Raw genomic sequence first — 21,529 nt, 5'->3', positions numbered from 1 at the left:
GTTTTCTGGCAACTTGAAAAGGGGCTGCACTCAACAATATGTTGAGGCAGCCCCTTTCTGTATCATACTCCTCGTTTATTACCCCATACCAATGCATGTACTTGTGGTAATAACCGAACATCATTTAGCGAACTTTCATCCATTACTTGGTCAATCAGCCATTCGTACCTTGTTAACAAATGACTTGCTAACTCATTTGGCGCTATTTCCTCCAAGTTATCGTTACCTACTTGTACGAAAAATGCTACATTTGGATATCGTTTACGAACAGATTTTGCATATTCTAAATCCTCTTCATCAAAAATGACAATTTTTATGCTTGTGTTCGCAAGACGTCCACCTTTTTCTAAATTATCCATAATATCATCTAGCACAGTCCAATTTGTTTTCATCATGGAGCTTGGTGGTTTTGGTGATATCGTTAAATCATCTATAGCTAAAAACCAATCTTGCCAACGACTACCTTGTGTTTCGAGTGCTGCTTGTATACCATTTTTATGGAAAATATCAATCAACTCACTTAGATTTTTCAGAAGTGCTGGGTTTCCCCCAGAAATCGTCACATGATCAAATCTATCTCCTCCGATTTCTTTTAGCTGCGCAAAAATTTCCTCGCTCGTCATTTTTTTTATATCTTCCTTCGCACTACCGTCCCATGTAAAGGCAGAGTCACACCACGCACAACTATAATCACAGCCAGCAGTGCGGACAAACATCGTCTTTCGTCCAACGACCATCCCTTCACCTTGAATAGTCGGTCCGAATATTTCTAAAACAGGTAGTTTATTCATTGAGCATCCACTCCCGTCTCGCCTCTGCATAGCTTGTAGCTGTTTCAAACAAACGAACAAACTCAACTCGACATTGGTTTGAGAAATCCTGCAACGCTTCTTCCATTTGTTCGAAAATCCAGACAACCATATTTTCAGCCGTTGTATTCATTTTTGGTAATGTTTCATTTAAGTAACGGTGATCTAAAAGTATTTCGATCTTCTCTTTCCAAATTTGTTTGATGTCACCAAAATCTATGACAATTCCTACATCATCAACAAATCCACTAATGCCAAAAACAACTTTGTACGTATGCCCATGTAAATTTTTGCATTTTCCATCATAACAGTGAAGGTGATGTGCTGCATCAAAGCTAAATTCTTTACTGACAAGCACGCGTTTTTGATGATATTTTAATTGTTCTCGTTTAATGTCTTGATCAATTTTTTGTAAGTCTTCTACAATCCGAAATCCGTACATTACTGCTGCACCTCCGTACGTTTTGCTAAGTATGTGTCCAAGCCTTTTTGTCTTAAATGACAAGCTGGGCATTCACCACAACCAGCACCACGTACACCGTTATAGCATGTTAAGGTTTTCTCACGGACATAATCAAAAGCTCCTAGTTGATCCGCAAGCTCCCATGTTTCTGCTTTATCTAACCACATTAATGGTGTGTGCACAACAAAAACATCATCCATTGATAGATTCACTGTTACATTTAATGATTTGATAAATATATCTCGACAATCTGGATAACCACTAAAGTCCGTTTCACAAACACCTGTAATAATGTGTTTTGCATCAATTTGTTTTGCTAAAATAGTCGCAAAAGATAAGAATAATAGGTTTCTTCCAGGCACAAATGTATTAGGAAGTTCTCCCTCTTCTCCATCTGCTACTTCAATATCATCTCTCGTTAACGCGTTTGGCGCTAATTGATTGAGTAATGACATATCTAAAATATGATGTTTTAGACCTTGTTCTACCGCAATCTCTTTTGCAACCTCGATTTCATCTTTATGACGCTGATTGTAGTCAAACGTCACTAACTCTACATGTTCAAACCTTTCCAATGCCCAAAATAGACAAGTCGTACTATCTTGACCACCACTAAACACGACAACTGCTCGATTATTTTTTTCCATAAAAAAATCCCCTTTCATATTGAAAAAGAGATTCTGAACACCCACGTAAAGCTTCATGTACTTGTTTAGAAACCTCTTAGTTTCTAAGTACACAGAGCTAGACAGAAAAAATAAAAAATCACACCTTAGCCTCGGTATGATTATTCTTAGTTTTTTATAGAGGGTGAAGCTAGAAACCTCTCCTGCATTCGCAGATTTGTATGTAATTTTACGAACAAATTGTAGTATATCATATTTTTCTCAAATGTACAGTTGCTACTACAACATTTGTTGATTTAATTTATTTAATAAGAAGACTAGCATTTGACATCTACCTCGAAATGTATTATATTACCTAGGGCGAATAATTATAAACTTAAACAAAAAAATGTTCGTCTTTAGGAGTGATATAAATGGAAAATGTATTTGATTACGAAGATATTCAATTGATTCCTAACAAATGTATCGTGGAAAGTCGTAGCGAATGTGATACAACGATCGAATTTGGTAAACATACATTCCGTCTACCAGTAGTTCCAGCTAATATGCAAACTATTATTGATGAGAAAATCGCGGTTTTTTTAGCAGAGCGTAATTATTTTTACGTAATGCACCGTTTTGAACCAGAAACAAGAAAAGATTTTATTCAAACTATGCTAGAGAAAAATTTAATCGCTTCTATCAGTGTTGGCGTAAAAGAAGAAGAGTATGCATTTATCGAGGAGCTTGCTAAAGAATCACTTGTTCCTGATTATATTACGATTGATATTGCACATGGACATTCTAACGCTGTAATAAACATGATTAAACATATAAAAACTCATTTACCAGACAGCTTTGTTATAGCTGGTAATGTAGGGACTCCAGAAGCAGTCAGAGAATTAGAAAACGCTGGTGCAGATGCCACAAAAGTTGGAATCGGCCCTGGTAAAGTATGTATCACCAAAGTCAAAACAGGATTTGGTACTGGTGGATGGCAACTTGCTGCGCTTAGATGGTGTGCAAAGGCTGCAACAAAACCAATTATTGCAGATGGTGGTATTCGTACACACGGTGATATTGCTAAATCTGTTCGCTTCGGTGCATCCATGGTAATGATCGGTTCATTATTTGCTGGTCATGAAGAATCACCTGGTAATACTGTAGAAAAAGACGGAACGCTTTACAAAGAATACTTTGGTTCTGCATCTGAATACCAAAAAGGCGAAAAGAAAAATGTCGAAGGTAAAAAAATGTATGTAGAGCACAAAGGTGCATTGCAAGATACATTAACAGAGATGGAGCAAGATCTTCAGTCATCTATTTCTTATGCAGGCGGTAAAAACTTACAATCTATCCGAACTGTTGATTATGTTGTTGTAAAAAACTCTATCTTCAATGGAGATTGATCAAGATAAGCACATCTGGATTCTCAGATGTGCTTACTTTACTTGTATCACAACACTGCAGCTAATTTGACGAAATAAAATTAACATAGTAGAGTGATCACTTTTCTATGTTCGTTTTATACGAAGGTATTGTTCGTTTCATACCATCTTTATATGATGTTCTCGGTAATGAACCGATATATTTTTCATATTTCTCACCACTTAACACAACAGGCGTCTCTGTTAAATAAAGCATCTCTACTACTTCCTTCACATCTTCATCAAAAAACCCTAGCAATGTCAGGATACCTTTTTTCACGGTCCATACTTTTTTTGTAAATCCTTCTTCTTGTCTCATGAACTCGATTATTTCATTTCCAGAAATAACATCTGTCGCAGGAATGTTCCAACCTTGCCCATAAGCATCTGGTTTTTCAACAAGTGTAACCATTGCTTTCGCACCATCTAACGTATAAATATATTCTCGCTTCACTGTTGGGTCTCCAATAAAGAACGACATCTTGTTATTCGCAACACCTACAAATAAATAGTGAAGCATGCTTTTTTCAGCACCCGGTCCATAAAAATCTGGAAAGTAAGCAAACAGTGCTTCCACACCTGATTTCTTTACTATTTCTTCTAGTTCTAATCTGATTTTTCCTTTTTTCGTATGAGGATACTTAGGGGAAGCTTCTGTTATCTTCTTTTCGCTCCCTCTACCATAACCATATATGTTATCAACGATTCCAAGCTTAGCTTGGTAACGTTTAGCTATTTCTACAACATTACGCATAATCTTTTCCAAATTATCTTCCCATTTTGAATAGGGAATATTTAGCGCATGGATAATGACATCTACTCCGAGCATTCCTAGCTCTAGCTCTCTTTTATTTAGTGCATCGCCTTGTTGAATTGTAACATACTGGTTATCAGCAAATAGTGCTTCCAGCTTTTCTTTCCCTCTAGCAAATGCTACAACATCTACGTTTCTTTCAGCTAATTCCTTTACTATAGCCTGACCTATCCCTCCACTTGCACCAATTACCATCACTTTTTTCATTTTCTCCTCCTTTATTGACCGATGTTCAATTAATCATAAAAACTATTATTTAGCAAGCATGTCAAAAATTGCATCCACATATGATTCTGTTAAAGCCTCTACATCTTGAAACGCGTGGCCAATTTTAACATAGTGACTAACAAATCCATGTAACATTAAAAATGCTGACCAAATTCTTTTTACTTCTATTTGCTTTGTCATATTTGCTACGATTGCATCAGCAAACATTTTATACGTTTGTTCAGGAGCATTTGTTGCATATTGTTCTATTTCCTTATCCTTCATCATGAACATTACTTCATAGTGATTAGGGTACGTTAATCCGAACCGAATAAATCCTCTTAATAATCCTTTTATATTTTCTTCTTCGACTCCATTATGTTGCATTAGACTCATCAATTCTTTGTTAAACATGACGAAATCTTGCTCTACCATCGCATAAAATAATTCGGCTTTGTTCTTAAAATGATAGTAAATAGCTCCGTGACTATAGCCAAGTTCTCTTGCAATCATTCGCATTGAAACAGCTTGATACCCTTCGTCCACAAACAATTGGTGTGCACCATCAATAATTACTTTCCGTGAAAGCTCTCTATCTACTGCTTTTCTTGCAGCCATTTTTATCACCCTTTTTATTAACCGATGTTCAATTAAATAATATTATGTATGGTTAAATAAGTCAATTATCATTTATATTCCTTTACTTAGTTAACGATTTTTTTACAAGACATGTAAACGATTGTCATGTATGATAAATGTATAGATAGAATTTTAATTACTGGGGGATACATAATGAAATTATTTGCAACAGATTTAGACGGAACACTTTTGAATGAAAAACATTCTGTTAGTCCAGAAAATAAACAAGCAATTCTTCGTGCAAAAGAACAAGGTATACATATAGTAGTTGCAACAGGTAGATCTTATCATGCTGCGAAAAAACCATTAGATGAAGCTGGATTATCATGTCCTGTCATTTGTTTGAATGGTGCAAAAGTACATAATGATGCAGGTGACATATTAGCAACATCTCCTTTAGACATCAAATCTTGTCGCAACATTCAGCAAACATGCCAAGACAACGATATGTATTTCGAAATTTTCACAAATCAAGGTGGTTTTTCTGAAAGTCGTGATCAATTTATTGATGTAATGGTTGATATTATGAAAACCTCTTTTCCTGATGCGAATATAGAAGATGTTCGTAAAAGAGCAACAGATCGCTTCCAAGAAGAAGAAATTACGATTATCGAGGACTTTGAAGAACTTTTTGCACGTGAAGACTTAGAAGTATATAAAATATTAGCCTTTTCCCTAGATGAACAAACACTTAACAATGTTTACGAACAACTAAATGGTAATGATACTATCGCTGTCACTTCATCAGGTGCATCAAACCTTGAATTTAATCACCCTAATGCACAAAAAGGAATTGCACTCGAAAAATATGCGAAACAGCTAGGCATTGAAATGAAAGACGTCATGACAATCGGTGATAATTTTAATGATTTGTCCATGCTCACAATGGCTGGACGCGGGGTTGCGATGGGAAATGCTGAACCAGAAATTATTGAAGCCTGTGATTACACAACGAAAACAAATAAAGAAAATGGTGTAGCCCATGCAATTGATGAGATGCTACAGGAATTAAACGAACGATAAGAGGAGCTCTTCTCCTCTTATCGTTTTTATCGCCTTCATGATTCCTCGCACAAATATAAGACAGCCCCCACTCAAACACTTCTAATGCGTTTTTTTGTAAAACCTTCTTCTAATTATTAACTATATTAATTTAGCATTAAGTTTCTGATTATCAACGTCAAATCACGCATGAAAGGGAGGTATTTTGACCTATAAAGTCGAAAGTATCAGTAATGAACAAAACTATCCTTAAAAGAATAGGAGGTAATTCGAATCGAACTGTTTATTATCGCCCTCTCCTTTTTGTCTACTACTGCCCTTATCACTATTTCATTCATCTATTGGTTTTATGAACGAAAAAAAGTAAAACATCGATTTTCTAAAAAAACAAAAACACATGTTGCTAAGGAGGAAAATTCCAGAAATGATTTTCGAATTAAATTTTATAAGAAAAATTGTTTAATGAAGCTTGTGTCTTTTGATGCTCCGCAATTTGCCAAACTAGAAAACAAATATTTTCATAGTGACATTGAAGATATAAGTGCTGGTGGACTAAAATTTTCCACCAAATATAATATACCAACAGATGATAGAGTAGTAATACAAGTAGAACTTTCCCTCGAATCCTATCATTTTAATCTTTTAGGAGAGATTATTCGCAGAGAACCCTATCAACAAGGTCAACGTATATCCTACGGTGTAAATTTCATCCATATGTCTCACAGTGATAAATCCACCATGATACGCGCTTTAAATGAAATAATGATTAAAAAACAGAAAATGTTAGATATAAGTAATTGATATATCCGATACAAAGCTGATTTTGAGCTATATGGCTTCCTATTTTTTGGGTTCCTCTTGCAACTTGAAAAGGGGATGCGCTCAACATAAGTTAAGGCAGCCCCTTTCCAATTAGGCTATATCGTAACCTTGTTCTTCTACAGCTTCTTCCATTGCTTTAATCGTTACTTTATCTTCTTCATAATTTACAACTACTGTTCCTGTTGCTAAATCAACCTCTGCTTGTTTTACTCCTGATAATTCTTGAAGAGCTCCTTCAACAGATGCTTTACAATGTCCACATGTCATTCCTTCTACTTTTAAAATAGTTTGTGCCATTGGTCTCTCTCCTTTATATTACTCATCTATATTTTCACTCGTTTTAATCGAAGTGAATTCGTTACAACACTTACGGAACTAAACGCCATCGCTGCTCCAGCAATCCATGGTGCTAATAAACCAGCTGCCGCTATTGGAATACCTGCACTATTGTAGGCAAATGCCCAAAATAAGTTTTGACGAATATTGCGAATGGTAGCATGACTCCATTTAATAGCTTTAGGTATCAATAATAATTCTCCACCTAAAATGGTTACATCACTAGCTTCAATTGCTACTTCTGTTCCAGTATCAATCGCAATCCCAATATCAGCTAGTGCTAGCGCTGGAGCATCGTTAATACCATCTCCTACCATCGCTACTGTTTTTCCTTGTAATTGAACTTCTTTCACTTTATCCGCTTTTTGTTCTGGTAGTACTTCTGCATAAACTTGATTGATACCTACTTGTTTTGCAATTGCTTCTGCTGTTGTTTTATTATCTCCAGTAAGCATGATGACTTGCAGGTTTTGTGCTTTTAGCTGTGTAATTGCTTCAACTGCAGAAGGTTTTATCGTATCTTGTACAGCTATCATACCACTTAACTGGCCATCAACCGCTACAAGCATAGCCGTTTTCCCTTGAGCTTCCCACTTCCCAAGCATTTCTACTTGTTCATTTAGTTCAATCTGTTTATCCTTGAGGAGTTTTCGGTTACCAACAACCATTTCTTTTCCATCCACTAACGCTACAATACCATGCCCAGGTATTGCTTCAAAAGATGTTGCTTTTGCTAATGGAAGTTGTTTTCTTTCTGCATAGCTGACAATCGCTTCTGCTAACGGGTGTTCTGATGCTTTTTCCGCACTTGCTAACAACGCTAACACATCGTTTTCTCCAATAAAGTCCGTTACTTCAGGTTTACCTTTTGTTAATGTTCCTGTCTTATCAAAAATAATGGCATCTAGTTTATGGGTTCTTTCTAAATGTTCGCCACCTTTAAACAAAATGCCTGATTCTGCAGCTTTTCCTGTTCCAACCATAATGGATGTTGGTGTTGCTAATCCTAAAGCACAAGGACATGCAATAACTAAAACCGCAATTGTTGCCACTAATGATGCTTCGATATTTCCTGGTGAAACAAATATTACCCAAATCAGAAATGTCACAAGCGCAATCCCGACAACGATTTGGACGAAGTAGCCTGAGATCACATCAGCTAAACGTTGAATTGGTGCTTTAGAACCTTGTGCCTCTTCTACTACTTTTATAATAGAAGCAAGTGCTGTATCTTTGCCTACTTTTGTCGCTTTCATTGTAATCGAACCATTCTTATTTATCGTCGAGCCGATAACAGCGTCTTCTACACCTTTCTCAATTGGAATCGATTCTCCCGTAATCATCGATTCATCAATAGATGTTTGACCTTTCTTCACTATACCGTCTACAGGTATTTTTTCGCCAGGTTTAACAACTAAGTAATCCCCAACAACTACTTGTTCAATCGGAATCATTATCTCTTCATCATCACGAACTACTCTCGCTTCTTTTGCTTGAAGATGAAGTAGTTTAGAAATCGCCATCGTTGTTTTACTTTTCGCTGCTACTTCTAAATATTTTCCAAATAGGATTAACGTAATAATTACAGCACTTGTTTCGAAATAAAGATGTGGCATGTTCGCAAACAACATTTCATAAACACTATAAAAGTAAGCTGCACTAGTTCCAAGTGCAACGAGAACATCCATGTTAGCAGTTTTATTTCGTAAATTCTTATAAGCGCCAACATAAAACTGCCACCCAATAATGAATTGAACAGGTGTAGCTAAAGCAAATTGGAACCAAGGATTCATGAAGATAGCTGGTATGCTTATTTGAAACAAGTGTACAAGCATTGTTGCAAATAGTGGTAATGTTAAAATAGCTGAACTAACTAATTTCCACTTCATTTTTTTTAGTTGTTGTTCTTTTTTTGAAGCTTGTTGCTCCCTTTCTGCTTTACGTTTTGCATCATAGCCAAGCTTTTGGATGCGATGAATCATATCTGCTTCTTCTATGATAGATGGATTATATTCAACTGTCGCACTTTCCGTTGCTAAGTTTACTGTCGCTTGCGTAATACCTGTCTGCTTATTCAATACCTTTTCGATACGGTTGGAACACGCAGCACACGTCATACCAAACACATCTAAATCAACCCGCTCCGTCTCTACTCCATACCCTAGTTTTTCAATTTTTGCTTGAATATCGTCTATTTGTGTATGGTCTGGATTATACGAAACACTTGCCTTTTCCGTTGTTACATTAACTTGTGCTTCTACTCCGTCCATTTTATTTAAAACTTTTTCAATTCGATTAGAACATGCAGCACAAGTCATACCTGTTATTCCTAATGTTATTTTTTCATTATCACTCATAACAAGCCCCTCCTTTATTTGGAGAATTGTGTCATTACTTCCATTAATTCATCAATAGCCTCATCACCTTCACCTGAAAGAATAGCATCACTAACACAATGTTTAATATGCCTTTCCGTAATCGAATGACCAACTTTTTTCAAAGCAGCATTAATTGCACTTATTTGCACTAGTATATCGACACAATAACGATCATCTTCGACCATTTTTTGTATACCACGAACTTGCCCTTCTATACGCTTCAATCTGTTTACCGTTGTTTGAATTTCATCCTTTGACCGAGGTGTACTCGGATGTTGATGGGTCGACTCCTTCATTATTAGCACTTCCTTTCGTTAACTACAATTACACTATACCCCTACCAGGTATTTTAGTCAATAATTTGGCTAAAAAAAAGAATGTTCTTTCACCTGAACATTCTCTCTATATAGTAAAAGCTGTATCCATTGATTTCCCAGGAAATATTACGAACTAGCTTTTTTCTTTTTTATTAATACAATCAACAACAGGCTAATCATTACAATAAATTCTACAACCATTACTAACGCATCCCAAAATAGTGGATTTCCGACAGGATTCGTCAAATGTGGAAGTATCGATATAATGATATAAACCGTTTGCGGTAGAAAGAAAAAGAAAAATAAACTTATCGTGAAGGCAACACCTATAAATGTAAAAATGCTATATAACTTGACTATCTTTTCTTCTCCATCGAATACCGTCGTCGTCTTATCGACTTTCAAAAATGGTAGCCATCTTGCTAAGTAGTTTTTCCCATTTTCCATTAAATTATAACTACCTGTCACACTCTCCAATACATAGTATAGATCCGTCTTCATATAGATACAGCATTGGTAAATAGTCTTAACGAAAATATCTAAGATCACGATCGATAACAAGCCATCGATGAAACCACCTTCTGAGAAAATAGTTAGCTTCAGTGTTAGCGCTACAGCTAAAATGATTTGATCAATAAACATACCACCCAGAAACAATATATTACGCTCTTTAGCTGACAGCCTCCAACCAGCAGTCAAATCTGTTTCCACTACAATAAAAAACAAGCGATTCCCAATCTGAACATTGGCAGGTAGATCAAATGAGCGAATCGCAAAAATATGACCAAATTCGTGTAAAACAATAATAATCGTTGATATGAGTGTAAAAGTAATTGTACTCAACACCATCGAATCAAAGATAAATATGTCTGTGTACTTCGGCAATAATTGAGGTTGTGTAATAAATAATAAAAGATTACTAATAAAAAGAATTAGCAAAATTGGTACAGTTATTTTATTGTAAAACACCGAAGCTAATTTACTAGAAATCCAAGTGAAACCGGTAGTTGATTGGCTCTTTTGCTGAACTGTTAATTCTACACCATCCAATTCTTTTACAAGTCCTAAATCTATTAATTGTTCAATAAAATCAATGATATCTACTTCTTCATCAGGAAAACTTTGCTTTAGTTGTTCTTCAATACTGGCCAACGACTCATTATTGTTGATTTTTTCTATGGCTACCACACAGACTTCTGGCATTTCAAAAAAATCACCGTTCACTTCATTTTCGACAATGTAATGCTTATTATCTTTTCTAATTAGCATAGGTTGTAAAACTATTTTTGATTTAAAGCTTGGTTTCATATTCTCACCTCCTGATTATTTAAATGAAAAAAAGATGCTATATGAGCATCTTTTTAAAATAATTTCCATCCCGGTCTTGCATACGTACACCACCAACAACTATTAAGTGTAGCTTGTAATCTGTTTAGTTTTCTGATTTTCACGGTTTTCCCTCCTCATCTATTTCTTTAAGTTTCACAATATTATCATGATGGCTATGAAAATATTCAATCCATTTATCAAAACTATCTTTGAAGACATTAACAATTTCTGGATCAAATTGAGCACCACTCTCATTTAATATAATTTCGTATGCCCTTTCTATTGATAACGCTGCTCGATATGACCTTGAAGAAGTCATAGCATCAAAAGCATCTGCAATCGCTATAATTCTCGCTAGATAATCAATTTGATTTCCCTTCAACCCATCTGGATAGCCCGTCCCATCCCATCTCTCATGGTGATGTCTAATCACATTGATATTGTCCGTAATACCTTCTACATCTACAAGTGATTGTGCACCTACTACGGGATGTGTTTTTATGATTTCATATTCTTCTTCAGTTAACTTACCTGGTTTAGTCAAAATTACATCTGGAATATGTATTTTACCGATATCATGTAATAAACAAGCGTAGTAAAAGTTTTTTAATTCTTCTTCAGTAAATTTATCTGTTTCCTTTGCTAAAATAATAGCATAATTTGCTACTCTTTCACTATGTCCTCTTGTATAAGGATCTTTTAACTCTAAAGTAGTAATGACTCCCTTAACAATTCCTTCCATTTGCTTATCTAATGAACTTTCTACAGCTTTTACATACCCTATAAAACGATGTAATAAAATAAAAGCTACAATCGAAATGATGGTTATCAACACCACGGGTAAAACCACCGCTGAATCACCTAAGATTAATCCGATTATTACATATTTAAAAATAGTCCCCAATGAGACAACATAAAAAAAACGTTTACTTACAAAAATAGGTGAAAACATAATCATAACAAGCTCATTTATATTTCCACTAGCAAATGATTGGTCAACATTATAAAAAGTAATACTATCAATCAATATATCAGATAGTATAAATGAAATAGCATATATGTATTTTATAGGTGATGGATTCTCTATTTTCAAGAAATAATACGCAAGTGGTAACAAGACAAAGAATACGATATATTTCATAAAAAACAAACGACTTACATCACCAGTTTGTTCAATTTGCCATGAAACTGAAGGAAACGCAATAAAAAAGTATATTATTTCAAAAACAAAATAGATCCCATAAACCAACCACAAAAACCATATTGTAGTTCTTTTTTCTTCATTTAATAGATTTGCATACCTATATTTATTTTTCATTTCGAAATCCTTTCTAATTATATTATACTAGTAAGTCTATTATATTTCTACATTTTTCCTATGTATTTTCCATATAATTATAAGCTAATCATATATACAAGTAAATAAAGCTTTTTGTCATATTAGTGACTTTAGATACATATCTATTGTATTAAATTGAACTACTCTGGTTACTGTTTTCACGATGTAAACTCCTCCCTTTATGGTACTTACGTGTTGTAGGAAAAAGAGTGGTCCTTTTAAATGATCGATTATTGTAAAGCATGTCCTAATGTGCTTAGAGGTAATAAAAAGCTGAGTTGTCATAGGACAGCTCAGCTTTTGGGTTTCGTAAATGTAAAGAAAATAATCGCACCGATTAATGAGTTACAAAATAGTACTGCTCCCATCGGTATTGCGGTTGTTTCATCTATTCCAACAATCGGTGCTACAATCGCTCCCATTAATAAAGGTAACATGCCTAATAAAGCACTTGCTGTCCCAGCACGCTCCTTTTGATTGACCATAGCGAGTGAAAAACTGCTCGTTAAAATAATTCCGACCGAATTCAAATGAACGAATAATGGAATAACCAGCATGTATAATGGCCAATGAAATACAGTTGCTAATAATAATGTCGAATTGGCTACTAACGACATAATAACACCTGTTCTTAATAAGCTTCTTTCTTCAAAATATGTGCTCAAACGTCCAACTAGAAAACTACCAAGAATAATAGCTAAACCATTTACCCCGAATAAAAGACTGAATACTTGTGGTGATACATGATAGATTTCTTGATAAACAAAGGGTGTCCCTGCTACATAAGCAAATGTTCCACCTTGAACAAAACAAACGACAATTGCATATCCGATAAACGATCTGTCTTTTATTAATGCCCCCATCGTTTTTAATGTATTACCAATAGAGCTCGGTCTCCGGTTTTGTTCTGGCAGTGTTTCTGGTAATTTACGTGCAGTAATCGCAACCATTACAATACCTAGTACGAATAAAAAGATGAAAATCGTATGCCAACTGGCAAACGGAAAGTATAAAATTGCGCCACCTGAAATTGGTGCAATCATTGGTGCTGTCGCATTAATCACCATCAGTAATGCAAAGAATTTTGTTAATGCTTTCCCATCAAAAACATCTCTTACTACTGCTCGGGATAGTACGACACCCGCTGCGGCAGTGAACCCTTGTAAAAATCTCGCGATGATTAACACGAGAATATTGGGCGCAAACGCACATAATAACGAGAACAAAGCAAATAAGGAAATAAATAATAAGATCGGTTTTCTTCGTCCTATCGCATCACTTATTGGCCCTATCACTAACTGGCCAATAGCTAAGCCTAACAAGCATGCTGTTAAACTTAATTGAACAAGTGAAGCTCTTGCTCCTAAATCTTCTGCTATTTGTGGAAAGCTTGGTAAATACATATCAATGTTGAATGGACCTAGTGCCGCCAACATTGCCAATAAAAAAGCTAAGCCTATTCGCTGTTTTCCTGTTGGATTATGTAAAGTTTTTTCGATGAATACCCCTCCTTCTTCTACTCATTATATATAATTCACCTCGATAGTTATACTATCTTGTTTCTTCCCAGCGTTTTGTATATCACCAATATCCACCAAGTCATTTTTACTATTTTCATATACCTATATATTTGTATAATTATGTTGCATTATGTCATAATATAAAGTGAGACTTCAATCAATGGGAGTTTTTGACTCCCACTGATTGTTAGCGAAACTTATCAGGGAGTTAGCGTCCGTTTATCCCCCACTTAGCTTCTTTATCTTAACTCGAACCTTGAAGTGGGGGTTTTTACAGACGTTTACACCATGATAAATAGAGTCACATTTTTAATCGTGAAGGGATGAATGTATTATGGGACAATATAAAAAAGTCACTGTTGCTGGTGGAGGCGTTTTAGGAAGCCAAATCGCTTTTCAAACTGCTTTTTACGGGTTCGACGTAATCGTTTACGATATTAACGAACAAGCAATCAATGACGCGAAAGACCGTGTAACAAAATTAAAAACTCGCTACCAAGAAGACTTACAAGCATCTGAAGAACAAGTAAATGCTGCTTTCAGTCGTGTGCAATATCAATCAGATTTGGCAGAAGCTGTTACAGAAGCTGATTTAATCATCGAAGCAATCCCTGAAGTAGTAGATATCAAAACAGAATTTTATCAGAAACTAAGTAAACTTGCTCCTTCTCATACTATCTTTGCAACAAACACTTCTACTCTTTTACCTAGTCAATTTGTAGAAGCTACAGGTAGACCAGAAAAATTCTTAGCACTTCATTTCGCCAATGAAATTTGGTTAAATAATACAGCTGAAGTAATGAAACAACCTGCTACAGACGAACAAGTATTTAACGATGTGCTTGATTTCGCAAAAGAAATTGGCATGGTTGCTCTACCTTTACACAAAGAACAACCTGGATATATTCTTAATTCCTTATTAGTTCCACTGTTAGATGCTGCTCAAGACTTATTCATCAAAGGAATTGCTGATCCAGAGACAATTGATAAAACATGGATGGTTGGAACTGGTGCGCCAAAAGGACCTTTTGCTATGCTAGATGTCATTGGTATTACAACAGCATACCATATCGTACAGCGCAAAGCGGAGTTAACTGGTGATGAGAATATGAAGAAATTAGCTGCACACCTAAAAACGGAATACATTGATAAAAACAAATTAGGTACCGCTACAGGAGAAGGATTCTATACATATCCGAATCCAAGTTATGAAGATCCGGACTTCTTAAAATAATACGTTTGCTAACTAATGTCCGTTTATCCCCTTCTTACGAAACTTAGAATGGAGGATAACGGACGTTTCTTATTATTGATACATAGCTTCTGCAATTAACTGATAGGATTTTTTCTTCGCTTCAAAATCATAAATATTCGTTATAATCATGAACTCATCTGTTTGATAGAGCTGTTGCAAGTGAGTTAGCTCCTCTTTTACTTTCGTAGGTGTACCTATAATTGTTCGTTTTCTATTTTCCTTTATCATCTCTAATTCTTCACTCGTATAAGATTTTTTCCTAACTTCTTCCATTGATGGTACTTTCGTATCTCCACCTTTACCAACACTAAGCAGCCATTTATCTTGTGTTTCCGCTAATCTTTCCGCTTCCTCTTCTGTATCTGCACATACAACAAAAACACATGCAATGGTTTTTGGCTTATCCAATGTAACAGAAGGTTGGAAATGATCTCGATATGCTTGCATTGCTTTTTCGCCGTTAGTTGGATTAATAAAATGTCCGAACACAAAGCCTACACCTTGCTCTGCAGCATTGATTGCTCCTCTTTCTGATAATCCTAACACCCATAATGGTGGTAATTTATCCACTCGCGGACCGGCTTTTACCATTCGGAATTCATGTTCACGTGGTAATGAATTATGTAAAAATCCCTGTAAATCATTGAGTTGGCGCGGAAAATCATTTAAGCTTTTATTTTGATTATCTGTCAGCGCTGACCTCGTTAGTTGTGAACCCCCTGGTGAACGTCCTACTCCAAGATCTATACGATTCGGAAAGAAGCCTGCCATCGTTTTAAAATCTTCTGCAATTTTATATGGACTATATTGTGGCAATAACACCCCACCAGAGCCTACACGAATTGTATTTGTAACAGATGCTATTCTTGTCATCATAATTTGTGGTGAAGAGCTTGCTAAGCCATTTGTGTTATGGTGCTCCGCTACCCAGTAACGATGAAACCCGAGTTCTTCTGTCCACTTGGCAAGCTCCAATGTATTTGCTAATGTTTGTTCAGGTGAATCCCCGCGGGAAATTGGTGCTTGGTCTAATACACTTAATTTCATTTGTATCGCTCCTTTCTTTTAGTGAAGTTGTTTAGTAAATTTTTGAAAATAAAAAGCTCGAGAAATCATATAAAGCGAGACTTCAATCAGCGGGAGTTAGCGTCCGTTTATCCCCCCACTTAGCTTCTTTGTTTAACTCGAATCTTGAAAGTGCAGGTATTACGGACCTTTGCACCATGATAATATAATTGCTTGTTTTTTGTACAAAAAACAAGCCCACTTTTATTCAAAAGCAGGCTCATTCTTTAATTACTACCGAAACAAATCCAAAAAGCGATCCCAGAAGCTTTTTTCTTCCTCTACTTCTTGTTCATTATCATCTGATTCATCTTTTGTAACGCCTTCTGTTTGAATAACAAATTGAACAGAATCTACATTATTGTTTTTATCTGAAACAAATGACTCCGCATCGAAATCTGATTTGTCGAAATCATTGATCATATCATCTATCTCATCTTGCATTTGATCAGGTAAATCACTTGTCGAGTCAGCTAACTCTGTTGTGCCATCATGTAGCTCTTTCACACCATTTCCAAACTCAGCGGTGCCATTATCCACTTCTACTATTCCATTATGAAGATCATGATAAACATTCGCTAGCTCATCCACACCATTCGTATATTGCTGCAATCCTGTGTGAAACTCTGCATAATTGTCAGATAAACTTGTTAAACCTTGTTGTAATTCATTCAAGCTTTCTTGGATGTCCGTCCCTTCACTTGCAGCAGCAATTTGAGCTGCCATCGTTGATAACGATGATGCCATTTCATCGTGTCCACTCGTTACTTCCTCAAGTGTCGGACTTACTGCACCGAAAGCTTCTCTCACTTGTTCATACGTTGCCTTTACAACTTGTGCAGCCTCATATGATTGTACTAATTTATCTAGCACCTCTTGATCAGCACCACTTTGATATAATTCTGCTATTTCATTCTCTGAAACAGATGCTTCTGGTACATTATCGATCGCTTGATCTAATGCTTGATAAGCAGCTTGATAATTTTCTTGTAAAGTAGCTAACCCTTCACTTGCATTTTGTAAACCTTCTGCTATTTGTTCAAGACCTGTTTGTAATGCAGTAAAATCTCCGGTTTCTACGTCTTGATCCATTGCATTTTTCATCGTTTTAAGTGCTTGATCAATTGATTCACTTCCACTCAATAAGTCACTTGAGCCATCACTTACTTGCTTAATACCTTTTTCGTATTCACTAGAACCATCTTTCAGTTCTGTGACACCACTAGTTAAATCAGCAATTCCGTCAACTAATTCTCCAACCCCATCATCTAGCTCTGCTGTTGCATCAGCTAGTGTCTCAAAGTCTTCTGTTACGTCGTCTACATCTGGCGTATCAACAGACATAGAAGAAGGAATAGCTGAAATTTCCATTCCATCCATCTCAAAATCTGTCACATCTGCATGTATCTCAAAGTCAGCATCATTTTCTGGCATGACAGTGAAGGTTGCTTGTTTATTCATACCAGCATTAGCGATTGTAGCATCTTCTGCTTTAATTTGTTGATACTTGTCACCATCTAATGTCAAAGATATTTGTAATAAGTAATTTTCAATAAAAACTGAATTAGCATCCTTATTTGTAGATGTTTTTATTTCTAGCGTTAAGTGTCCATCTTTACCGAGCATCTCTTCTGGATTCATTTCTTCTCCATTTAGCTTGTAATCAACGGAAAACTTCCAAGGTAATGACTTATTATCCAAGGTTCCTTGGTAATAAAAAGAATCACCTGATCCCTCAAAGGAAACTTCATCTCCCGATTGGGAAATTTCTGATAGATCGGTTAAGTTCTTAACAGCTGTATAATCACCGTAATCTACTACTTCTCCCTCTTCATTCATCTCAAAACTATTCACTACATATGTGTCTAATTCTTCACCAGTTGAAGCTAATGTTGTATAAACGACTTCATCCTTTGCCGGAGTTGTACTAGCACTAACCATTGTAAACGGTGAAAGTACTAAGACACTTATCATTAACAACAGTAACAATCGTTTTATTCGCATAATCAACCCTTCTTTTTATCTAGATTCACAGAGCTATTTTGAACGTTTATCTCCATGATAAAAGTTTGCCCTCCATGTTGTTTTTTCCATTACTTTATCAAACACAAGTAACATCGCCGGTAAGAAAAAGACTACCAAAATAAACGCAAGTAATGCTCCTCTACCAAGCAATAAACCAATCGATCCTACAATCGGATTAGACGAAGTCAGCCATAGGATAAATCCAACACTTGATAAGATCGATGCCGAAATTAATATCGAGAATATCTTCTCATCAATCGTTTTCTTAATTGCTTCAAGTGCAGACATCTTTCTTCTATTAACGTGATATGCTTCCGATAACAAAATTGCATAATCTACTGTTGCAGCTAATTGAACTGTACTAATAATCAAATAGCCTACATATACAAGTGGCGAATCCATAAAGTATGGAACAGACAAATTAAACCAAACAGCCGCTTGAATCGTTAACAATAAGACAATTGGCATCGAAATCGAACGGAAGGTAATCAATAATACAATCGCAATTGCAGCAATCGTTAATGTATTGACGACAATATTATCTTTCTCCACCGTTTTCTTAATATCATAAAGAGTCGCGCTTTCACCTAAAGCATGAACATCATCTTCACCATAATAATTTTCTGCTAATCCGGTGATATCCTCCACAATTTGAAAGGCTGCACGCCCCTCTGGCTCTGTATCAGAATAAATAACAATTCGTGCGTAATTATCTGAGTAAAATTGATCTGTTACGGACGCATCAAGATATTCTGGTGGAATAACTGGACTGACGGTATTCACATAAGCAAGTACACTTGATACATGATTGAGTTCCTCTATATGCTGGACGAGCTCTTCTTCTTTCACTAGATCACCTTTTGGCACTAATACAACCATTGGCGTGTACTTACCAAATGTATCTTCTATTGTTTGCACATCCTGACCTATACGAGTAGAATCTGGATGTTCTCCGACACCGTAAATGAAATTCGTATTACTTTGAGCTAAAAATGCTGGCACAATTAGAAGCAGTACTAATAATAAACTAGGAATTCTTACTTTCACCACTTGCTTACCGAAATTTCGGATTGGTGGAATAAACGGTTTATGTTCTGTTTTATCAATCCATTTATAAAAAGTAAGTGTTAAGGCTGGTAAGAAGACCATTACACTAATAAAACTTAATACGATACCTTTCACTAAGTTAATTCCTAAATCTGCACCCATTTCGAATTTCATAAATGTTAGTGCCATAAATCCGAAAAATGTAGTTGATGCACTTGCAGCAATCGCAGGGAATGACTGTTTCATCGCTAAACGCATCGCAGTTGTTGGTTCCTCACCTTTGTTACGAAAATCAGAAAAACTATGTAACAAAAAGATTGCATAATCAAGTGACACCGCTAACTGGAGAATTGGTGCGACCGACTGCGTAACAAACGATACTTCTCCAAGAAAAATGTTTGTTCCTAAATTAATCAAGACAGAGACACCAATAGCTGTTAAGAAAAAGACGGGCTCTATCCATGAGTTCGTTGACAGAACTAAAATGATAATAATAATTGGGACTAATAACAGTGCAGCATAAGCAGATTCTGTACCTGCCATTTGTTGTGATACTGCTGTATCTGCCGCCTCTCCAGATAATGCATTGTCCTCACCAATTACCTCATATACCTGATCCGTAATAGCCACTTCATCACCATCACGAATATGGAAAGAAATCAATGCATGGTTATCTTTATAATAAGATTCAACCGTGTCAGTATCAGCCATTTCTATAGGAGTTTTAATATCAATAGCATCATCTAACCACATAACATCAGTTACACCATCAATCGACTCTAATTGTTCTTTGTAGGTTAATGCTTCTTGTACTGTCACATCATGAATCATAACCCGTGCATTTGCGACAGATGCATCAAACTCTTCCTCCATTAAATCCATTGCTTCAGTTGATGGAGCATCATCAGGTAAATAATCTACCATATTGTAATTAACAGCTACCGCAAACTGTGTGATAACACTAATAAGTGCCACAATAATAAATGTAATTACAATCGATTTTTTATGTTTAATAATTCTAGCTGAAAGATCAATAATCAGTCATCCTCTCTTGCAAAATTCATTCAATCACATTAACATTATATAGACACTGTGTTGGACATTCAACAAACAGTTATGTTCACTTCGTTAGTTTTCCAACAAATTTGTGATCTATGTTGGAAATTAACAAAATCTTCACATTTAAGGAGTGGTTCTTTTGGGTGAAAAATTAGATCGCCGAAAAAAATATACACGAATGGTATTAAAGGACAGCTTAGTACAATTAATGAATGAAAAATCATTTTCGTCCATTACCGTTAAAGAAGTTTGCTTACATGCTGATATTAATCGTTCCACCTTTTATACCCATTTTACAGACGTAGAAAATTTACTTTTTTCCATTGAAGAAGAAATTATCACGGAGATGAATAGATCATTAGAGGCATTAAAATTTGCTAAAGAAGAAGAATCGATCAAAATGACAGAAAAGCTTTTAGAATATGTGCAAAAGCATAAAGAAATTTTTGAAGCATTATTAGAAAATAACACAGGAACAAGTTTTGAAAAACGAGTTATGGATATTGCAAAAATATGTTTATTAGATAGTACACCTGCTACTAACACAGATGCCGCAGCTTATTTAAGTACATTTATGATAAGTGGTTCTGTTCATGTCATTAAAGATTGGTTATTTAATGAAAAAAAACAAACACCAAAGCAAATGGCAGAACTGATTAGTGAGTTTACCAATAAAGGCCTTGGTGCGTTAAATGTGTGAATAACACAAATGTAACTACATTTGTGTTATTTTTGTTTGATTTTTATAATAACAGAAGCAAATATATTTGCTCCCCAGAACAATGGATTGCCTTGTGCATTTACAGTAAGAATCTGTTCTGAGACCGTTTTTCCTCCGTAGTATTCCAGTTGTGTTTGTCCTGCTTTCTGTTGTTCCTCTTTTAGCCCAGTCAAATAACGATACTGGAATGGGGTAATAATAACCGAAAGCAATATGTATATACCTAAAAAAGTCCAAAATAACGTTACTACCATCCTCATCACTCTCCATTCTCATTTTAACTTTCCTAACTAAAAATACGATCATAATGTTAAAATGTTTCAATTTTATTATTTATTCATAAGATAAGA

At 35.5% G+C, this 21,529-nt stretch carries 20 protein-coding genes and 1 riboswitch; of the genes, 5 read left to right on the top strand and 15 right to left on the bottom strand.

Features of this window, described 5'->3' with window-relative positions; genetic code table 11:
• Window positions 1-62: 62 nt before the first annotated feature.
• Genes queE through queC form a run of 3 tightly spaced genes read right to left on the bottom strand, consistent with a single transcriptional unit; the run spans window position 63 to window position 1,919 of the window.
• Entirely contained in the window at window positions 63-791 is a 729-nt protein-coding gene (gene queE / locus SH601_RS07660; protein ID WP_319957686.1) for a 7-carboxy-7-deazaguanine synthase QueE, read from the bottom strand.
• Window positions 784-1,251, bottom strand: coding sequence for a 6-carboxytetrahydropterin synthase QueD (queD, locus tag SH601_RS07655; RefSeq protein WP_319957685.1), 468 nt, complete (start codon window positions 1,249-1,251; stop codon window positions 784-786). Before queD ends, queE begins: the two co-directional genes overlap by 8 nt.
• Window positions 1,251-1,919, bottom strand: coding sequence for a 7-cyano-7-deazaguanine synthase QueC (queC, locus tag SH601_RS07650; RefSeq protein WP_319957684.1), 669 nt, complete (start codon window positions 1,917-1,919; stop codon window positions 1,251-1,253). Before queC ends, queD begins: the two co-directional genes overlap by 1 nt.
• Before the next feature lie 140 nt (window positions 1,920-2,059).
• A riboswitch (PreQ1 riboswitch) is annotated at window positions 2,060-2,105 on the bottom strand.
• A gap of 206 nt (window positions 2,106-2,311) precedes the next feature.
• Between queC and guaC the strand changes: the two genes are divergently transcribed.
• Window positions 2,312-3,286, top strand: a complete 975-nt coding sequence (gene guaC / locus SH601_RS07645; protein WP_319957683.1) for a GMP reductase — start codon at window positions 2,312-2,314, stop codon at window positions 3,284-3,286.
• 97 nt (window positions 3,287-3,383) lie between these two features.
• Here the strand turns inward: guaC and SH601_RS07640 are convergent, their stop codons facing one another.
• The gene (locus SH601_RS07640) at window positions 3,384-4,325 is read right to left on the bottom strand and encodes an SDR family NAD(P)-dependent oxidoreductase (RefSeq protein ID WP_319957682.1); all 942 of its coding nucleotides are present in this window, start codon (window positions 4,323-4,325) and stop codon (window positions 3,384-3,386) included.
• Between the two features lie 45 nt (window positions 4,326-4,370).
• Window positions 4,371-4,943, bottom strand: coding sequence for a TetR/AcrR family transcriptional regulator (locus tag SH601_RS07635; RefSeq protein WP_319957681.1), 573 nt, complete (start codon window positions 4,941-4,943; stop codon window positions 4,371-4,373).
• 174 nt (window positions 4,944-5,117) lie between these two features.
• On the opposite strand from SH601_RS07635, the gene SH601_RS07630 reads away from it, so the two are divergent.
• Window positions 5,118-5,987: a Cof-type HAD-IIB family hydrolase gene (locus SH601_RS07630; protein ID WP_319957680.1), complete on the top strand. Its 870-nt coding sequence runs from the start codon at window positions 5,118-5,120 to the stop codon at window positions 5,985-5,987.
• Window positions 5,988-6,269: 282 nt separating this feature from the next.
• Window positions 6,270-6,767 carry a PilZ domain-containing protein gene (locus SH601_RS07625; protein ID WP_319957679.1) on the top strand — a complete coding sequence of 166 codons (498 nt, stop codon included), beginning with the start codon at window positions 6,270-6,272 and terminating at the stop codon, window positions 6,765-6,767.
• A gap of 111 nt (window positions 6,768-6,878) precedes the next feature.
• Here the strand turns inward: SH601_RS07625 and copZ are convergent, their stop codons facing one another.
• The 6 genes from copZ to SH601_RS07595 all read right to left on the bottom strand — a co-directional run bounded on the left by copZ (window position 6,879) and on the right by SH601_RS07595 (window position 13,986).
• Complete coding sequence (gene copZ, locus SH601_RS07620) at window positions 6,879-7,085, bottom strand: copper chaperone CopZ (RefSeq protein WP_319957678.1); 207 nt, start codon at window positions 7,083-7,085, stop codon at window positions 6,879-6,881.
• Between the two features lie 26 nt (window positions 7,086-7,111).
• The gene (locus SH601_RS07615) at window positions 7,112-9,481 is read right to left on the bottom strand and encodes a heavy metal translocating P-type ATPase (RefSeq protein ID WP_319957677.1); all 2,370 of its coding nucleotides are present in this window, start codon (window positions 9,479-9,481) and stop codon (window positions 7,112-7,114) included.
• Between the two features lie 14 nt (window positions 9,482-9,495).
• Entirely contained in the window at window positions 9,496-9,798 is a 303-nt protein-coding gene (locus SH601_RS07610; protein ID WP_319957676.1) for a metal-sensing transcriptional repressor, read from the bottom strand.
• 147 nt (window positions 9,799-9,945) lie between these two features.
• On the bottom strand, window positions 9,946-11,127 hold the full coding sequence (locus SH601_RS07605) for a peptidase (RefSeq protein ID WP_319957675.1): 1,182 nt from the start codon (window positions 11,125-11,127) through the stop codon (window positions 9,946-9,948).
• 139 nt (window positions 11,128-11,266) lie between these two features.
• Complete coding sequence (locus SH601_RS07600; protein ID WP_319957674.1) at window positions 11,267-12,466, bottom strand: HD-GYP domain-containing protein; 1,200 nt, start codon at window positions 12,464-12,466, stop codon at window positions 11,267-11,269.
• Window positions 12,467-12,780: 314 nt separating this feature from the next.
• Window positions 12,781-13,986: a multidrug effflux MFS transporter gene (locus SH601_RS07595; RefSeq protein WP_319957714.1), complete on the bottom strand. Its 1,206-nt coding sequence runs from the start codon at window positions 13,984-13,986 to the stop codon at window positions 12,781-12,783.
• A gap of 355 nt (window positions 13,987-14,341) precedes the next feature.
• Between SH601_RS07595 and SH601_RS07590 the strand changes: the two genes are divergently transcribed.
• Window positions 14,342-15,241 carry a 3-hydroxyacyl-CoA dehydrogenase gene (locus tag SH601_RS07590; RefSeq protein WP_319957673.1) on the top strand — a complete coding sequence of 300 codons (900 nt, stop codon included), beginning with the start codon at window positions 14,342-14,344 and terminating at the stop codon, window positions 15,239-15,241.
• 72 nt (window positions 15,242-15,313) lie between these two features.
• On the opposite strand, the gene SH601_RS07585 is transcribed toward SH601_RS07590, so the two are convergent.
• From SH601_RS07585 to SH601_RS07575, 3 genes are all read right to left on the bottom strand, one after another.
• Window positions 15,314-16,309, bottom strand: coding sequence for an LLM class flavin-dependent oxidoreductase (locus SH601_RS07585; protein WP_319957672.1), 996 nt, complete (start codon window positions 16,307-16,309; stop codon window positions 15,314-15,316).
• A gap of 252 nt (window positions 16,310-16,561) precedes the next feature.
• Window positions 16,562-18,331 carry a YhgE/Pip domain-containing protein gene (locus SH601_RS07580; RefSeq protein ID WP_319957671.1) on the bottom strand — a complete coding sequence of 590 codons (1,770 nt, stop codon included), beginning with the start codon at window positions 18,329-18,331 and terminating at the stop codon, window positions 16,562-16,564.
• A gap of 33 nt (window positions 18,332-18,364) precedes the next feature.
• Window positions 18,365-20,437 carry an efflux RND transporter permease subunit gene (locus SH601_RS07575; protein WP_319957713.1) on the bottom strand — a complete coding sequence of 691 codons (2,073 nt, stop codon included), beginning with the start codon at window positions 20,435-20,437 and terminating at the stop codon, window positions 18,365-18,367.
• Window positions 20,438-20,597: 160 nt separating this feature from the next.
• Between SH601_RS07575 and SH601_RS07570 the strand changes: the two genes are divergently transcribed.
• Window positions 20,598-21,158: a TetR/AcrR family transcriptional regulator gene (locus tag SH601_RS07570; RefSeq protein ID WP_319957670.1), complete on the top strand. Its 561-nt coding sequence runs from the start codon at window positions 20,598-20,600 to the stop codon at window positions 21,156-21,158.
• Between the two features lie 26 nt (window positions 21,159-21,184).
• Here the strand turns inward: SH601_RS07570 and SH601_RS07565 are convergent, their stop codons facing one another.
• Entirely contained in the window at window positions 21,185-21,433 is a 249-nt protein-coding gene (locus SH601_RS07565) for a DUF3949 domain-containing protein (protein WP_319957669.1), read from the bottom strand.
• Window positions 21,434-21,529 lie beyond the last annotated feature (96 nt).

The sequence above is a fragment of the Gracilibacillus pellucidus genome, from assembly GCF_033949965.1.
Taxonomy (GTDB): Bacteria; Bacillota; Bacilli; order Bacillales; family Amphibacillaceae; genus Gracilibacillus; species Gracilibacillus pellucidus.
Note: the sequence above shows the minus strand (reverse complement) of the source record. Positions and strands in the feature narration are given on the sequence as shown.

What these genes read in the sequence shown, in the direction of transcription:
- queE (WP_319957686.1), bottom strand. Translation starts at nt 791, where the DNA reads ATGAATAAACTACCTGTTTTAGAAATATTCGGACCGACTATTCAAGGT.
- queD (WP_319957685.1), bottom strand. Translation starts at nt 1,251, where the DNA reads ATGTACGGATTTCGGATTGTAGAAGACTTACAAAAAATTGATCAAGAC.
- queC (WP_319957684.1), bottom strand. Translation starts at nt 1,919, where the DNA reads ATGGAAAAAAATAATCGAGCAGTTGTCGTGTTTAGTGGTGGTCAAGAT.
- guaC (WP_319957683.1), top strand. Translation starts at nt 2,312, where the DNA reads ATGGAAAATGTATTTGATTACGAAGATATTCAATTGATTCCTAACAAA.
- SH601_RS07640 (WP_319957682.1), bottom strand. Translation starts at nt 4,325, where the DNA reads ATGAAAAAAGTGATGGTAATTGGTGCAAGTGGAGGGATAGGTCAGGCT.
- SH601_RS07635 (WP_319957681.1), bottom strand. Translation starts at nt 4,943, where the DNA reads ATGGCTGCAAGAAAAGCAGTAGATAGAGAGCTTTCACGGAAAGTAATT.
- SH601_RS07630 (WP_319957680.1), top strand. Translation starts at nt 5,118, where the DNA reads ATGAAATTATTTGCAACAGATTTAGACGGAACACTTTTGAATGAAAAA.
- copZ (WP_319957678.1), bottom strand. Translation starts at nt 7,085, where the DNA reads ATGGCACAAACTATTTTAAAAGTAGAAGGAATGACATGTGGACATTGT.
- SH601_RS07615 (WP_319957677.1), bottom strand. Translation starts at nt 9,481, where the DNA reads ATGAGTGATAATGAAAAAATAACATTAGGAATAACAGGTATGACTTGT.
- SH601_RS07610 (WP_319957676.1), bottom strand. Translation starts at nt 9,798, where the DNA reads ATGAAGGAGTCGACCCATCAACATCCGAGTACACCTCGGTCAAAGGAT.
- SH601_RS07605 (WP_319957675.1), bottom strand. Translation starts at nt 11,127, where the DNA reads ATGAAACCAAGCTTTAAATCAAAAATAGTTTTACAACCTATGCTAATT.
- SH601_RS07600 (WP_319957674.1), bottom strand. Translation starts at nt 12,466, where the DNA reads ATGAAAAATAAATATAGGTATGCAAATCTATTAAATGAAGAAAAAAGA.
- SH601_RS07590 (WP_319957673.1), top strand. Translation starts at nt 14,342, where the DNA reads ATGGGACAATATAAAAAAGTCACTGTTGCTGGTGGAGGCGTTTTAGGA.
- SH601_RS07585 (WP_319957672.1), bottom strand. Translation starts at nt 16,309, where the DNA reads ATGAAATTAAGTGTATTAGACCAAGCACCAATTTCCCGCGGGGATTCA.
- SH601_RS07580 (WP_319957671.1), bottom strand. Translation starts at nt 18,331, where the DNA reads ATGCGAATAAAACGATTGTTACTGTTGTTAATGATAAGTGTCTTAGTA.
- SH601_RS07565 (WP_319957669.1), bottom strand. Translation starts at nt 21,433, where the DNA reads ATGGTAGTAACGTTATTTTGGACTTTTTTAGGTATATACATATTGCTT.